Origin of the sequence: Acinetobacter sp. NIPH 817, from assembly GCF_000368405.1 — a bacterium.
Taxonomy (GTDB): domain Bacteria; phylum Pseudomonadota; class Gammaproteobacteria; order Pseudomonadales; family Moraxellaceae; genus Acinetobacter.
This window is the reverse complement of sequence record NZ_KB849418.1, coordinates 189108-204664: the sequence shown is the minus strand read 5'-3', so window position 1 is coordinate 204664 and position 15557 is coordinate 189108. Positions and strand designations below refer to the sequence as shown.

Below are 15557 nucleotides of genomic sequence, written 5' to 3'. Positions count from 1 at the left end.
AACATTATTTTTCTTGTAGTTTTGCATGTTTCCAGAGAGAAATAGGGAGCAAAGTAACAGTGCCAATAATGACAATAGCTATCAAATAATGGAAATAACCGAAAGCATCTCCAAACACACCACTCAAGCTATAAAGCCCCCCACTCACAGTCGCCATGACTGAAACCTGAAAGGTGAAATCTGTACCTGCATATTCTTTTCGACTGTAGTGCATGACTAAGGTCAACATCACCACCAACAACATTGCCGAGAATGCATCCTCTAAAGCATTGACTGTATAGATAGCCCAGACATTGAGTTGAATTTTCTGTTCGTAAGCATAAGCTAAATAGGCATAAGCCGCTAAACTCATGATTTTAAATACTGAAAAAATAATTAAAGTGGTAGGTCTAGAGAAGTATTTAAGCACTCCACCAGCTATTGCTGCCCCTGCCAGTGCTGCCACTGCACCGAGCATGGTGATATAAACGCCAATTTGAGTAAAACTTAGCCCCATATCGACCAGTAAAGGTTTAAGTAATGGTCCGGCTAAACCATCTGCTACTTTAAAAGTAATAAGTACAACTAACCAAGAACGAAGCTCTTTATTTTCAGAGAAATAACTCAAGTAGGCTTTAATTTTTATGACTAAATTTTGCTGGCTAGATTTAAGTTGATGAGCTGAATAAGCTGCATGTTTAGGTTCTTTAAATAATAAAACGGGTAAAGTATTTAAAAACACCAAGACCGCTAATAGTAAAAAAGTGGGTTGCCATGTTAACCAGTCTAAACACCAGAGTACGGCACCTCCCCCGACAATAAAACCGAGTCGGGAACCAATCACCTGAAATGTATTTCCCCAATGTTGTTGGTCATGCTGTAACAAATTGACGGCCAAAGCATCGGTCGCAATATCTTGTGTTGCTCCTGTTAAGTTCATTAAAAGAAGCGAAATAAAAAAGGCAAATAAATAAAGAGGCTGATCTAAAACCTGAACTGGGAAAAAAGACAAAATACACAGCACAGCTACCGTCAAAAACTGAGTAGGTAAAATCCAACTACGATAATGCCCCAAACGGGAAAGTGCATGTCGGTCAACCCAGGGCGCCCAAAAGATCTTAATTGACCAAGGCAACATTAATAGACCAAAAACACCAATATAAGCGAGTGACACACCTTGTGCCCTTAAAATAACAGGTAAAGCATGAGTCATAAAACCCACAGGTAGCCCTTGTGCCCAATATAAGGAAAATAGCAGAAGATAAAGATTTTGCTGCCGAAACATATATACCTACTTTTTATTTCTTTAATGAGGAATAACATCAAATGTCATGTTGTTCTTACATTTTGCCAATGAAGCATATATTTCAAAAGATTAAGATAAAACTAGGACAAGTTAAAATTTAAAAAAATATGGATCAACATTTCCCTAATTTACCTGATTTGGTACCCCAACGTGGTACTGCTTTAAGCCGGGCACTATTTAAAAAACTTTTTTTAGCGCAAGGTTGGACAATTGAAGGCGAAGTTCCTAATTTTCCAAAAGCAGTCGCGATTATCTCGCCTCATACTTCAAATATTGATGGATGGTATGGGTTTCTCGCTATTTTCGGATTAGGCATTCAAATTACGGTATTAGGTAAAGATGCTCTATTTAAACCACCGTTTAAGCGAGCGTTAGACTGGGCTGGCGTTATTCCTGTTAAACGTGACACAGCCAATGGACTGACAGAACAAGTCGTCACCACAATTCAAAAATATGACAAGATCTGGATTGGGATGGCGCCCGAAGGCACACGTAAAAAAGCAAAAAAAATGAAAAGTGGTTTTTACCATATTGCCGCAAAAGCCAATATTCCCATTGTGATGTTTTCTTTTGATTATGACCGTAAGACGATTCACTGCTTAGGTCACTTAGACCCAAGTGGTAACTATGATGAAGATCTCGCCAAGATTTTTGAGCGTTATAAAGGAAAAATTTCACCTAAAAATCACAATTGGCTTGCCGAACCTTTACAAAATCTAGTGAAAAAAACCTAGCAAAAATTGAGCGAATCTGGTCTTATGGCCCTTCTTAATTTATCTCGACATAGATTATTTTTAAAGATGAAAATTGCTCAATTTGCCAGTATTGGATTTATCTCTCTAGCACTCTTTGGCTGTGATAAATTTAGCAAAACACCAACGCCGACTACCTCAATTAAAGCCCGTGAACCTGTAATTGCGCTTGCTTTAGGTGGCGGTGGAGCAAAAGGATTTTCACATATTGGTGTGATCAAGGTTTTAGAGTCTCATGGAATTAAGCCTAAAATTGTAACGGGTACTAGTGCCGGTAGCTTTGTGGGAAGTATCTACGCAAGTGGACAAACACCTTATCAATTGCAAAGTCTGGCTCTGAAATTACAAGAGTCTGATATCCGTGATTTAACGCTTAACCGTCAAGGCATTATTCTCGGGCAAAAGTTACAAGACTACGTTAACCGTAATGTTGGCAATAAACCGATTGAGAAATTCCCAATCCGTTTTGCGGCTGTGGCAACTCGTCTTGATAATGGTCAAAAGGCAGACTTTATTAAAGGTAATGCAGGCCAAGCAGTACGCGCCTCTTGCAGTATTCCAAATGTGTTTGTACCAGCAACTATTGGTAATCAAAAATATGTAGATGGCGGATTGGTGAGTCCAATTCCTGTTAAAACAGCTCGTGATATGGGTGCAGATATTGTGATTGCCGTTGATATTTCAGCGCGTCCAGCAGGTAATCGCCCAGCCAATATGTGGGGATTATTAGATCAAACCATTAACATTATGGGCCAACAAAGTATTAATGAAGAACTCAAGCAAGCCAATGTTGTGATTCAGCCTAAAGTGGGTCATTTAGGTACACTTGACCTCAAATCAAGTAATCAGGCAATTTTGGAAGGTGAAAAAGCTGCTCAAGCTCAAATTCGCCAAATTGAAACTGCAATTGCAACTTTCAAAAAATCTCCAGCAGCATTTAAGCCCGCGCCACGTTCTAAATTCTAATTGAAGTGGTTTTTTTCTATCCACATTTCCTATCATCTGCTACAGTGGTAAAAGTGATATTAGTCACTTTTACCCATCATAAAGATATATAAAAGAGCAGATTTATGGAGTTTGTTGTACAACCTTGGCACTGGTTTGTATTGGGTATCTTACTTATTCTTTCTGAACTGATTCTACCTGCCTTTGCCGCACTCTGGTTTGGTATTGCCGCCATTATGGTGTGCATTCTCTATTGGTTATTTCCAGATATTAGCCTCACAACACAAATTGTATTGTGGATAATACTATCAGTGCTATGCACCATTCTTTGGTTCAAATTTATTAAACCCTTATCGATTGATAAAACTAAAGCGGGATTACCCCGTGAAGCAACGATTGGTCAAATTGGAATGGTGATTCAAACTGGTCTAGACCATGATCAAATTATTGTTCGTTTTCCAATGCCTATTTTAGGGGCCGATGAGTGGAATTGTCGGAGCACCACTCCTGTTAAAGTGGGCGATCGAGTTAGAGTTATTGATATTTCGGGTAATGACTTAATTGTTCAAACCCACGGTACTTCATAAACATTAAAGATAAAGAGAGGGTATTTTATGCCAGTCGGTACTATTATTGTTTTAGCCTTTTTGGCTTTTGTTGCTGTTACCATTTTTAAAGGGGTCCGTATTGTTCCTCAGGGCTATAAATGGATTGTTCAGCGTTTAGGTAAGTACCATTCTACGCTAAATCCAGGGCTTAATTTTGTTATTCCCTATGTAGATGAAGTGGCTTATAAAATTACCACGAAAGATATTGTGCTCGATATTCCATCACAGGAAGTCATTACACGTGATAACGCTGTATTGCTTATGAATGCTGTAGCCTATATTAATTTAACTACACCGGAAAAAGCAGTATATGGTATTGAAAACTATACATGGGCTATTCAAAACCTTGTACAAACCTCATTACGTTCTATTGTTGGTGAAATGGATCTAGATGATGCATTGTCTTCACGCGATCATATTAAAGCTAAATTAAAAGCCGCTATTTCTGATGATATTTCGGATTGGGGCATCACCTTAAAAACAGTTGAAATTCAGGACATCCAACCTTCTCATACCATGCAAGCTGCTATGGAAGAACAGGCTGCTGCAGAACGTCAACGTCGTGCGGCTGTCACTAAAGCAGATGGTGAAAAACAGGCTGCTATTTTAAGTGCAGAAGGTCGTTTAGAAGCATCACGTCGTGACGCAGAAGCTCAAGTTGTTTTAGCTGAAGCATCTCAAAAAGCGATTTCAATGGTGACCAGCGCAGTCGGTGATAAAGAGATTCCAGTTGCTTACCTTTTGGGTGAACAATATGTTAAAGCAATGCAAGATATGGCGAAATCAAGTAATGCCAAAACTGTGGTTTTACCTGCCGATGTCTTGAATACAATTCGCGGTATTATGGGAAAGCATAATTAATTTCATTACTTCAAATAAGTAATTGAAATCAAAACGGTGACTACAATGTCGCCGTTTTTTATATTATTGGTTTTTTAATCTTTTCTGATCTTTCAACGGTAGCTTCTTTACGACCAAATCATAAGAATCATGAATTAAGTCTTGAAGTAAATCGCTTGTTAAATTCCTATGCGGCGTAATCGAAATCCAGTGTTTTTTATTCATGTGATAACCCGGAATAATAAATGAATAAAGCTCCTGATATTCCTGACTTTTATAAGGGTCACATTTGACATTAATCATTTTGACGCCTGCCACTTCCGTTGTCAGGATGAATATTTTTTCTAAGATTTTAAAAACTTCATACTCTGGCCCAAATGGGTGGGCCTGTTGGCTGAATGGAAGATTTCTCGCAATTTCAATTGCTTTTTGATGGAGTTGGTCACCATTCATTCTTATCTCCTTTATTCATTGAATATGAATATAAGCAGGATTATTGATTTAATTTTTTATTAGTTGGTACGTGCTAAAAGGAATTGTGAGATATCAACCAATTCTTTTGCATTGTCACCAAAATGAGCTAAGGCTTCAAAAGCTTGATCATGCAATTCTTTAGCATAAATCTGTGCTTGCTCAAGCCCCATTAAAGCTGGGTATGTTGATTTTTGAACTTGCTCATCTTTACCAGCAGTTTTACCCAAAGCTTCAGTACTCGAAGTAATATCGAGAATATCGTCTAATACTTGAAAAGCCAGTCCAATGGTCTGCCCATATTGGCGCAATTTTGGAATTGCTTGATCTGTTCCAGAGAAAATAGTGACTGCACCCATCATAATTGCAGCCTGAATAAGCGCACCAGTTTTATTACGATGGATATTTTCAAGTTCGTCTTGAGTAATTTGCTTGCCTTCAGATTGTAAATCTAAAACCTGTCCAGAGACCATTTTAGAAGTAGCTGTAGCTAAAATCTGAATTTGTTTTAATACAATTGCAGCATCGGTGCCCTGCCCTTGCTCATCGAACAAACGACTACCTAAAACCTCAAAAGCCATTGATTGTAATATGTCACCTGCAAGTAAAGCAGTATCTTCGCCAAATGCAACATGACACGTCGGTTGACCACGACGAAGCAAATCATTGTCCATACAAGGCAAGTCATCGTGCGCTAGCGAATAACAATGAATTAACTCTACAGCAACCGCCGCACGACGAGCCGCCGCAAAATTTGGATTTGGCTGTAAAGAAGCAGTGGCATAACACAAAGCTGGACGCACACGTTTTCCACCAAGCATGACTGCATGGTGTACTGCACTTTTTAAAGGCTCTGGAATTGAGAACGCGGCCAGTGTCGTCAATAAGTCTTGTTGAATACGTTGTTGAGCTTGTTTTAAAACATCCGCATTAACTTGAGAGAGTGATGACACAGTCGCCTCGATAAAATCAGTAGAGAAATTTTATTGAATGTAATGAAGCATTCATGCGCTACATCATACACGATTCACTGTGAAAAGTGGGTGATGAGTTTTTGAAGGCAAACGTAAAAAAGCCTCTACATGATTGAGAGGCTTTTTCTTATTTAACGACTTTTAGAAGCTGTCACCTTGGACGCGTACCCAACCTTCCATTAACACACGTGCACTACGGCTCATAATGGCTTTTTTAACGACCCATTGATCGTTAATAAGTTCCGCTTGAGCCCCAACACGTAATGTTCCAGATGGATGACCAAAACGTACCGCTTCACGCTCACCACCGCCCGCAGCTAAATTTACTAAAGTACCCGGAATAGCGGCTGCCGTGCCAATCGCCACGGCCGCTGTTCCCATCATGGCATGATGTAGTTTACCCATCGACAAAGCACGGACTAGTAAATCGACATCAGTCTCTGAAACTGACTTACCACTTGAAGCAGTGTAGTTTTTCGGTTTAGAAACAAAAGCAATTTTTGGTGTGTGCTGACGTGCAGCCGCTTCTGAAATATCTTTAATTAAACCCATCTGTACCGCACCATACGCACGAATTTTTTCAAAACGTGCCAGTGCAGCTGCATCACTATTAATATGATCTTGTAATTCAGTACCTTGATAACCCAAATCTTCTGCATTTAAGAAAATGGTTGGAATTCCGGCATTAATAAAAGTCGCTTGGAAACGACCAATATCAGGAACATCTAATTCATCAACAATATTCCCTGTAGGGAACATATCACCGCCTTCTTCCCCATCATCGGCTGGGTCTAAAAACTCAATTTGAACTTCAGCGGCAGGAAATGTCACCCCATCCAGCTCGAAATCACCAGTTTCTTGAACTTGACCACTGGTGATAGGTACATGCGCAATAATGGTTTTTTGAATATTTTTTTGCCAGATTCGAACAGTACATAGGCCATTTTCCGGAATACGATCTGCATCTACCAAGCCATTTGAAATCGCAAAAGAACCAACCGCAGCAGTCAAATTACCGCAGTTACCACTCCAGTCTACAAAAGCCTGATCAATTGAAACCTGACCAAACAAATAATCAACATCATGATCTGGCTGAGTACTTTTAGCGAGAATAACTGTTTTGCTGGTACTCGAAGTGGCTCCGCCCATCCCATCAATTTGTTTTCCATAAGGGTCTGGGCTACCAATGACACGTAGTAAGAGCTGATCTCTTGCTTGTCCTGCAACTTGGGCTTTTTCTGGCAAATCATCAAGCTTAAAAAAGACACCTTTACTGGTTCCACCACGCATATAAGTTGCTGGAATTTTAATTTGCGGTACTGAGCTCATATCAACTGTTATCCTTACTATTATGTTCTTCTATATCAAAACAAGCATTCTTGTTTACCCTTCTCTGCATCTTAAATTGTTTTAAGGCCAAGAGATAGCAATCTGCTTTATACATCAATCGTATTGACGCGAGCATATTTTGAGAATTTAGCAATATGCTTGCAATGACTTAATCTAAGCAAAATCTATGAAAAAAAGTCTATATGAAATTATATTTTTTAGAGCACTTTTCACTCTATATTGAAATATTAAAAGTAAACCAATGATTTTAAATATATTTTAACATTACTTTTCAGTCACAGCTTATTAATTTGTAGTCTAGGCTAAAATAACTCCATCTATTAGAATAATTTACTTATTCATTGTGAGTGAAGACCTTTGACCAACGAATCTTCTACACTGCAACGAGGACTAAAAAATCGACATATCCAATTAATTGCTATGGGTGGAGCAATTGGTACCGGATTATTTTTAGGCTCGGCGCAAGTGATTCAATCTGCGGGACCATCCATTATTTTAGGATATGCCATTGGCGGCTTAATCGCGTTTTTGATTATGCGTCACTTGGGAGAAATGATTGTTGAAGAACCTGTTGCAGGATCGTTCAGCCATTTTGCGTATAAATATTGGGGGAAATTTCCCGGATTTTTAACCGGATGGAACTATTGGATACTCTACGTTCTGGTGGCGATGAGTGAGCTCACCGCGGTAGCCAAATATATTAATTATTGGTGGCCTCATATTCCAGCGTGGACTTCTGTCTTATTTTTCTTTGTCGTAATTACGGCGATTAACTTAACCAACGTCAAATTTTATGGGGAGTCCGAATTCTGGCTCGCTATTATTAAAGTTGCTGCGGTTATCTCTATGATTGTGTTTGGGCTTTATTTGCTCTTTACAGCAGATGTAGGTTCAAGTATTTCATTTAGTAACCTTTGGTCTCATGGTGGATTTTTTCCAAATGGATTTAGCGGCCTGTTCTATATGTTGGCTTTCTTGATGTTCGCTTTTGGTGGTATTGAACTGATTGGTATGGCCGCAGCAGAAGCAAAAGATCCGAAAAAAACCATTCCAAAAGCAATTAACCAAGTCGTTTTCCGTATCTTGATTTTCTATATCGGTTCATTGGCAATCTTACTTTCATTAGTGCCATGGAACCAATTAGATCTTGGCGGTCTCGACAAAAGTCCATTTGTTATGATTTTTAGCCAAATGGGAATTGGTTGGGCTGCACACTTACTGAACTTTATTATCTTAACTGCTGCCCTCTCTGTTTATAACAGTGGGATGTTTGCAAATAGCCGTATGCTCTACAGTCTCGCTCAACAAGGGAATGCACCAAAAGTTTTTGCAAAAACCAATAAACAGGGGGTTCCTATTCCCGCTGTTCTGCTTTCTGCTTTATTAATCTTTGGTTGTGTTCTTTTAAACTACTTTGTACCTGAAGATGCCCTTGGACATCTTATGTATGTTGTGGTTGGTGCACTTGTTCTAAACTGGGCAATGATATCAATTACACATTTGAAGTATAGACGCTTTGTTAAGCACGCGAATATTAAGACATCTTTTCCAGCGTTATGGTCGCCATTTAGTAATTATTTAGTTTTAGCGTTTATTGCTGTGGTTCTCTATATTATGTGGACTCAAGGCTTTAAAGAGTCAGTAATGATGATCCCTATTTGGATTACGGCAATGCTCGTACTTTTTGACTATTTAAATCCTAAAAAGTTAGATTCCATTGAGAATCCTGAAGAATAAATAAATCTAAAAAGCCATTGTCTAGACAGTGGCTTTTTTATTCATCATTAGAAAATTACGCGTTGTAAGAATTAAAATTTCATCGACAATGAAACTAGACGTTATGCATATTTATACTGACGCGAACAGTAAGCTCGTTCAATTTCTGGTGAACGTAATTGCTGATGCTTGGTTTTACGCCCTGCCATACGTTTACGCCAAAGTTTAAAACTATTGGTTTTCAGGTTATATCTCATTAAACGAATAACTTCGCTTTCACTTAAGCCATATTCTCGCTCAATTGCTTCAAATGGAGTGCGATCTTCCCATGCCATTTCAATAATTCTAGATAAGTCCTGTTCATCAATTTTTTTCATGTTATGCCCTTTTGAATTATACGATAGCCAAATCTGATTTTTAACAAAGAACCTTCTAGGAATAACTTCACCTACCTGATTGCTTGCATCAAACCTTTTCGTGTTTTGCTTCAGATCATAGAAAGATCAACATGAATTTTTTGTGATTTTTTAGCTTTCTAAACTGTTTTTCTACAAGACATAAGTGTTCGAAACCATTGAATGATTCAACTTTATCTTTATTGCCCACTCTGGCAAAAGTTTTAATAACTAAAACGTAAAAAAGCCATTGCCTTCGCAATAGCTTTTTTGTTTATAATCATAAAATTATGCGCCCTTAGCTTAACTGGATAGAGCAGTTGCCTCCTAAGCGACCGACGTGGGTTCGAGTCCCGCAGGGCGCACATATAATCTAACAAATAGATATGCTAGCAATGATTATAGAAAAGGATCAATTAAAGTATCATATAGAACAAAGAGCTAAAAAGAATTACACACCATCTTCTATAAACCTCGCCTGTACTACTATTAACATCTATAGCAAATACAAAGGTAAAAGTTCCATTAAACCAAGCATATAAGCAAAAAAAAGTTGATGAAAATACAACCAAAACAGAAGATATAGACAAAACTTCTTTGATATATTGCAAAAATAATCCAAAAGCAGAAATTAATGTATATATCAAAAATATTGGAAATTTATATTTTGTATATATTAGAAGATAAGTCTCTTTCACTTCCTACCTCTTGTTCTTTTATTAGATTATTTTTATAGAAAAAGATAATAAATAAGATGTGCTAATTATATTTTCTATAAATTTTTCAATATTCCTTAAATTTACTTTTGGCAATACAACCATATTTTCATAAAAAAATATTGATTTGAGTTTAAATAATTTTCTATATTTTCAAAAAACACCCAACACAATCAACAATAAAAACCATTTAAAATACAGTTAATCATTATAAAAAAACCAACTAATCATTAATGATTAGTTGGTCAAGAAGATTATTCATCAAAAAATCAGAGTAATTCCCCAATCATTAAAACAAATAAAGATAAAAGAAAAACCACTAGTAATATACATCTTGCATATACCAGATGATCATCACTATCTTCTTTAACTTCTGGAATAAGTGGAAATCTATAATTTTTTAATACAAAAAAAATAACAAAGTAACCTGCAATAGTCGCAAGTACAAAATCAATTTTAAGTCCTCCCTTATAAAAGATAGCAATTAATAATGCCATCATCAATATTCCTAATATTAATAAAATATAATTCTTAACAGAAGAGTTATATATAAAAAATGATTTCATCATTGTAAATCTACTCCTAATTAAATCATTTAATTTTATTTACATCCTTTTTGCTTCCAGTCTGAATTAACACATTCATATGTTGCATCAATTGTTTTTCCCGTAACTTTATCAACATATAGACCATAAGCATCTATTACAAAACCCTTAACTTCTGGAATAGTAGTCATAAACTTTACTGCTCCTAATGATACTAGTGGAGGTACAGCTATACTGATAGCTTTTTGTGGGCCCGAAGCATTTTGATCCAGGAGAGTGCCATATGCACCAACCGCTCCCCCAATCGCGCCGATTTCGCCTGCTACAGGGAGACATATCACTGTAGATGCACATCCCAATGCGAATATATCTATAGCCGTACCAGCAGCCTGTAAATTTTCCGCTCTTTGTTGTATTTGAGCAGTATTTGGGTAAAAAGTACTATGATAATATTTTGATAATTGAGTTGTATCTTTAACACTTAAACTTTTTAGATAATTATCATTACTAACTTGATTAATAAGATTCGATGCCATTCTTTCAAATGATAATTGCGCTCTATTCAGATCTATATTGTTTAAATTATTAACAATTGAATTTCCCATCATAAAGTCATCCATTCGCGTCAATGATAACCCACTCGGATCAATATTCATCACTGGGTTACTACCTGCATATGCATATGGATTTAAGCCACCTTCTAACCCAATCGGGTCCGGTTCCATATAACGACCCAGCTCTGGGTTATAGAACCGGTTGTAGTTATAGAACTGGTTAGTGCCCACATCATAATATTGACCTGGGAAACGTAAGTTAAACGTGATTGATCCAGTCGGGTTACCTACACCAAATGCTGTTGAATCCCAACTCCATACCACCGCATGAGTTACGCCATCAACTAAACGTCTTGGAGTATTTTGAGCATCTGTAATGATGTAATAGATCTTGGTTGCCGCACCACTGCCATAAATCGCTGCTACTGGTTTATCACCCATCCATACATATTCTACCAATGCTCCAGTTTTGTCATATTCTCCAATTAAATGACTTTGTTCATCGTAGATGTATTGAGTCATTGTAGCCACAGCACCATTAACGACTTTATCCCTAAAACTACGTTCATTTTTATGGTTGTAGTTCATGAAATAATAATCTGTGCTTGAACGGTCTACTTTACGGCGACCTGCATAATCGTAAGTCGGTAAATAAGTACCATAACTTAGCTCACTGTTAGCAGTATGACTGAAAGTCTGCGCAACGCCTCCTTTTGTAAAACTCGCTAACTTATTTGTATTAGCTGTATAGGTATAGGCAGCACTAGCAGCAGGCTGCATGTGTTGTCCCGTAGCATTTAAAGTTAAACGATTGCCATTTTTGTCATAGGTATAGCTAATACTGTAAGTCGCTGCTGTACCTGTGGTACGGGTTTCGCTAAGTAAACGGTCTACAGCATCATAGGTGTAAGCATCTTTAGTTCCATTATTACGGGTAACTAGAGTAATACGCCCATCTTTATCATAAGCATAAGCTAATGAATAGTTGACTGCTGACGCATTATCTTTATTTGTTAAACTCGCTATAGAACCATCATTATTATAACTTTGAGTGTAACCCGCATTACCTGATGCTCCCCATTGCCAGCCCGTGACCCGGTTAGCTCCGTCATAGCTAATACTACGAACAAGCGCACTACCGTTTAAGTTAATACCCGTCAGCATTCCCGTTGTGCTATAGCTATAGGTAACACTACGACCAGATGGTAAGGTCATTGAAGTCAGTTTACCGCCCGTACTATAGCCATAATTAACATTGAGGGTATTACCAGGGGTATTGGCATAACGGTTAAATAACTGGTTAGTGGTACCTTTTTGGGTAACTCGGTCATATGCATCATATGTATATAATGTATCTACATCATAGCCTGTCACGCCAGTTGTAACTTTATCAAGACGACCATAACGGCTTTGGTCATAGGTGTAATTATTATTTACTTGATATTCACTGGCTGTAGTTCCACTATTTGCAGCACATACAAATGCCTTATAACGACCTAATTCATCTAGCGTGTTATAGTTACACTTACGTGGACCATGTAAACGTTGAATTAACTGATCTGCTTCGTTATAACTATAAGTCTTCGTTCCATAATCAGTGTTCACTTCTTGAGTTAATACATTACCATTGCGATAACTAAACGGGTTACTTCCTGCATTTAAAGCGTCTTTTGAAAGCACGATATTATCATTAACATCATAACCTTTTGTATCGATGTTACCGGAACCATCCGTATGACTTGTTACACGGTTAAGTACATCATAGCTCCATTTTTCAATCACACCTGCTGCAGTCGTAGTTTGAATAACATTACCATTATTATCATAAATAAAAGTAGTGTATTGACGTGTAGAATCACTGCCTTGTTGAGTTTTACTAATTCGCCCTTTGGTATCTAAATATTGATAACTTTCTGTAGCGACTAAGCCTGCACTGGTCACGCTTTTTTCACTCGCCACCGCTCCAATTGAATAGTAAGTTTTTTGAATACGGTTACCATTTGGTAATGTAATTTGAATTAATTGACCAGCTAGATCATATGCAAATTGTGTTACCTCGGCGTCTGGGTTTGTTTCACTGATTTTTTGCTTAAGAGTATTATAAGTATAAGAAGTTGTTTGACCTGTAATCGTACCTGTCGCTCCACCAACACCAGTAGTTTGGCTTTTTAATGTTCCATCAGCATTATAAATAAATTGGTTTACAAGGCCATTTGGATTTAAGTTTCGTTCAGGCTCACCAAATGTATTATATCCCAAATACTGAGTTACACGTGCAATACCATTAACTGTTTGAGTTTGACTCGCTAAATTACCGTAAACATCATAACTATAAGTAATTTTATCTGCTGTACCAGAGCGTGGCCCATCAACACTTAATAGGCGGCCAAAATGTTTACTTGTGGTCGTCTCATCATACGCGTAAGTAGTTACCTTACTTGTACTTCCAGTCTGACTTGAAGCCTGAGTTTGGGTAACAATCTGACCTCTTGGGTTAACTACATTAGTAATAGTAAGATTAGGTGTAACAACGCTCGTTGGAGTCAAAAATAAATTAACACCATTATTATTTAATAGCCCATAAGTGTATGTCGTTTTACGGCTTAACGTGGTGCCATCAGCATCAGTTATTCCCGTAATACGCGCTTGTGTATCATATTCATAACTCGTAGCGACATTATTGGCATCGGTAACTTTCACTAATCGACTACGATCTGTTTTAAACTCAGCGCTACTCACAGGTGTACCATTAGATGTTAAACATGGATAACCTGATGCTGTAATAGTCAAACTATTATCTGCATTTACTGTACTTTGAATAGAACTAGTTGCTGTGCTATTAGCAAGCTGTAACGTTAAATTAATTGTTTTAGCGTTATCATCATATACCGTAGTAAAGTCTTGAGCTGTTCCAGACGAAAGTGGTGTATAAGACCGTAGTGTAGTTTGTGCAGTTGAATAGCTTGTTCCATTCAACACATAATTTTGAGTTACATCCCATTGCCGTACGATTTGCCCAGAAGTATTTTTCACCTGTCTTAATACTGGATAATAATAACTTGAGTCTGCTGTCCTACCACGGCTTGCGACATATGCTTTAACCGGCCCCAACTCAGTCATCTCATTCACATAGCTGTAAGCTCCTGCAGCTGTAGAGTTTGAACTAATTAAAGCAAATACAGTTGTCGTCACCCCTGTACTTGGGACCTTTGATGTATAAGCTTTATAGTTAAAATTCGCAACTTGCGTGCCACCTTGAGCAGCCGTATAAGTAACTTTAGTTATTAACCGAGATTCATCAATAGTTTGGGTTGTACCTAAAGTTGCGTCATGGAATGTACGCTCAAATACTAATTTATTATTATATTGATCATTGACTTGAGTCAGGTTCATTTTACTATCATATTGTAAATTTAGAACACGACCTTGATCTTCAATTTTTGCTACTCGATACAATTCCATTGAAACTGTTGTAGTATTTTTTATATAAGGTGCAGTATTTGAAATAGCTATTGGATATAATCCATTAGTGTTCCATTGACTCGTAGTTGTTCTAAAATTACCATAATTATCAATATAGAGGTTTATACTACTAACAGAATCTTGAGCAGGTACTAAAGTATAAGAAGTATCAGTTATCGTATATTTCACACCATTTTTGACAATAATTAAATTATTTCCAACTCGACTCAGCTGATATTCTCCCAGATCTGAACTCCAAGGCAGCTGCGTAAGTGCTGTATTATTCATCTCTCTAATAGCATCAGCTGAATATAAACGAGTAAAACTGCCATTTTCTTCTTTAAACAACGTAGCAACACTTTCTCCAGGTAACCTAACTATAATTTCCTTAGCGGAGAAACTAGATGTAGTAATTGGATTATACGTAGTTAAATTATAAGAAATAGGATTAGATGACACCTGAGTTGCTGTAAATTGCTGAAACTCTTGAGTAACAGATTGAATATTTTGAACGAAAACATGAGCCTGATAGTTATCAGTCCACCCCAGAGAGCTTTCTTCAGGTTGAACAAATACCTGTGCAGCTGAAAGATTCTGGCGCAAAGGTGCCTTATAATTAAGACTAAAAGGTAAAGCTCCTGTAATTAAATTTTGTCCATAACTTATATCACCTGCCATTAAATCATAACCTACAGTACATGATTGAACTCCAGGTGAACGAGCAGCAGAATAGTTTTGTGCTACAATATCGGGCGCGGCGTAGGTCAGTTGACTTAACAAGCTCAACATCCCCCCTATACATAGCCATAGACTATGTATAAATATACTGGCTATTTTTTTCATACTTTAAATTTCCATTATTTTTTATAAATTTGTTATTCTCTAACAAAAGAAACTACTTTCTTTTCAGAGTTTTTTTAGGTTGATTATCCTTACTAATAGTC

The 15557-nt window shown here is 37.3% G+C and carries 12 protein-coding genes and 1 tRNA gene; 6 read left to right on the top strand and 7 right to left on the bottom strand.

The features are described from left to right. Positions 1-4: 4 nt before the first annotated feature. Entirely contained in the window at positions 5-1264 is a 1260-nt protein-coding gene (locus tag F968_RS00955; protein ID WP_004789343.1) for an MFS transporter, read from the bottom strand. A gap of 128 nt (positions 1265-1392) precedes the next feature. Here F968_RS00955 and F968_RS00950 point away from each other — a divergent pair, with 128 nt between their 5' ends. The 4 genes from F968_RS00950 (at position 1393) to F968_RS00935 (ending at position 4451) form a co-directional block, all read left to right on the top strand. Beyond that, on the top strand, positions 1393-2019 hold the full coding sequence (locus F968_RS00950; RefSeq protein ID WP_004789342.1) for a lysophospholipid acyltransferase family protein: 627 nt from the start codon (positions 1393-1395) through the stop codon (positions 2017-2019). A 66-nt stretch (positions 2020-2085) separates the two neighbouring features. Further along, positions 2086-3003 (top strand): patatin-like phospholipase family protein, encoded by a 918-nt coding sequence (locus F968_RS00945; RefSeq protein ID WP_034596030.1) that lies wholly within the window; start codon positions 2086-2088, stop codon positions 3001-3003. Between the two features lie 104 nt (positions 3004-3107). Continuing rightward, positions 3108-3569 carry an NfeD family protein gene (locus F968_RS00940; protein WP_004789340.1) on the top strand — a complete coding sequence of 154 codons (462 nt, stop codon included), beginning with the start codon at positions 3108-3110 and terminating at the stop codon, positions 3567-3569. Positions 3570-3596: 27 nt separating this feature from the next. Beyond that, entirely contained in the window at positions 3597-4451 is an 855-nt protein-coding gene (locus F968_RS00935; RefSeq protein ID WP_004789339.1) for an SPFH domain-containing protein, read from the top strand. 63 nt (positions 4452-4514) lie between these two features. Here the strand turns inward: F968_RS00935 and F968_RS00930 are convergent, their stop codons facing one another. The 3 genes from F968_RS00930 to prpF form a co-directional block, all read right to left on the bottom strand. Continuing rightward, positions 4515-4883: an MmcQ/YjbR family DNA-binding protein gene (locus F968_RS00930; protein ID WP_004789338.1), complete on the bottom strand. Its 369-nt coding sequence runs from the start codon at positions 4881-4883 to the stop codon at positions 4515-4517. Between the two features lie 59 nt (positions 4884-4942). After that, the gene (locus F968_RS00925; protein WP_004789337.1) at positions 4943-5854 is read right to left on the bottom strand and encodes a polyprenyl synthetase family protein; all 912 of its coding nucleotides are present in this window, start codon (positions 5852-5854) and stop codon (positions 4943-4945) included. Positions 5855-6016: 162 nt separating this feature from the next. Beyond that, entirely contained in the window at positions 6017-7204 is a 1188-nt protein-coding gene (gene prpF, locus F968_RS00920) for a 2-methylaconitate cis-trans isomerase PrpF (protein WP_004789336.1), read from the bottom strand. A gap of 378 nt (positions 7205-7582) precedes the next feature. On the opposite strand from prpF, the gene F968_RS00915 reads away from it, so the two are divergent. Then, a complete protein-coding gene (locus F968_RS00915; RefSeq protein ID WP_004789335.1) occupies positions 7583-8962 on the top strand; it encodes an amino acid permease in 1380 nt (459 codons plus the stop codon). 101 nt (positions 8963-9063) lie between these two features. Here the strand turns inward: F968_RS00915 and F968_RS00910 are convergent, their stop codons facing one another. After that, positions 9064-9318, bottom strand: a complete 255-nt coding sequence (locus F968_RS00910) for a TIGR03643 family protein (RefSeq protein WP_003655360.1) — start codon at positions 9316-9318, stop codon at positions 9064-9066. Positions 9319-9628: 310 nt separating this feature from the next. Here F968_RS00910 and F968_RS00905 point away from each other — a divergent pair. After that, positions 9629-9701, top strand: a tRNA-Arg gene (locus tag F968_RS00905). A gap of 620 nt (positions 9702-10321) precedes the next feature. Here F968_RS00905 and F968_RS00900 read toward each other — a convergent pair. Beyond that, positions 10322-10618, bottom strand: coding sequence for a hypothetical protein (locus F968_RS00900; RefSeq protein ID WP_034596049.1), 297 nt, complete (start codon positions 10616-10618; stop codon positions 10322-10324). 35 nt (positions 10619-10653) lie between these two features. Then, the gene (locus F968_RS00895; protein ID WP_004789332.1) at positions 10654-15456 is read right to left on the bottom strand and encodes an RHS repeat-associated core domain-containing protein; all 4803 of its coding nucleotides are present in this window, start codon (positions 15454-15456) and stop codon (positions 10654-10656) included. Positions 15457-15557 lie beyond the last annotated feature (101 nt).

Excerpts from the sequence above, each read along its gene's own strand:
- F968_RS00955 (WP_004789343.1), bottom strand. The coding sequence starts at position 1,264 with ATGTTTCGGCAGCAAAATCTTTATCTTCTGCTATTTTCCTTATATTGG.
- F968_RS00950 (WP_004789342.1), top strand. The coding sequence starts at position 1,393 with ATGGATCAACATTTCCCTAATTTACCTGATTTGGTACCCCAACGTGGT.
- F968_RS00945 (WP_034596030.1), top strand. The coding sequence starts at position 2,086 with ATGAAAATTGCTCAATTTGCCAGTATTGGATTTATCTCTCTAGCACTC.
- F968_RS00940 (WP_004789340.1), top strand. The coding sequence starts at position 3,108 with ATGGAGTTTGTTGTACAACCTTGGCACTGGTTTGTATTGGGTATCTTA.
- F968_RS00935 (WP_004789339.1), top strand. The coding sequence starts at position 3,597 with ATGCCAGTCGGTACTATTATTGTTTTAGCCTTTTTGGCTTTTGTTGCT.
- F968_RS00930 (WP_004789338.1), bottom strand. The coding sequence starts at position 4,883 with ATGAATGGTGACCAACTCCATCAAAAAGCAATTGAAATTGCGAGAAAT.
- prpF (WP_004789336.1), bottom strand. The coding sequence starts at position 7,204 with ATGAGCTCAGTACCGCAAATTAAAATTCCAGCAACTTATATGCGTGGT.
- F968_RS00910 (WP_003655360.1), bottom strand. The coding sequence starts at position 9,318 with ATGAAAAAAATTGATGAACAGGACTTATCTAGAATTATTGAAATGGCA.
- F968_RS00900 (WP_034596049.1), bottom strand. The coding sequence starts at position 10,618 with ATGAAATCATTTTTTATATATAACTCTTCTGTTAAGAATTATATTTTA.
- F968_RS00895 (WP_004789332.1), bottom strand. The coding sequence starts at position 15,456 with ATGAAAAAAATAGCCAGTATATTTATACATAGTCTATGGCTATGTATA.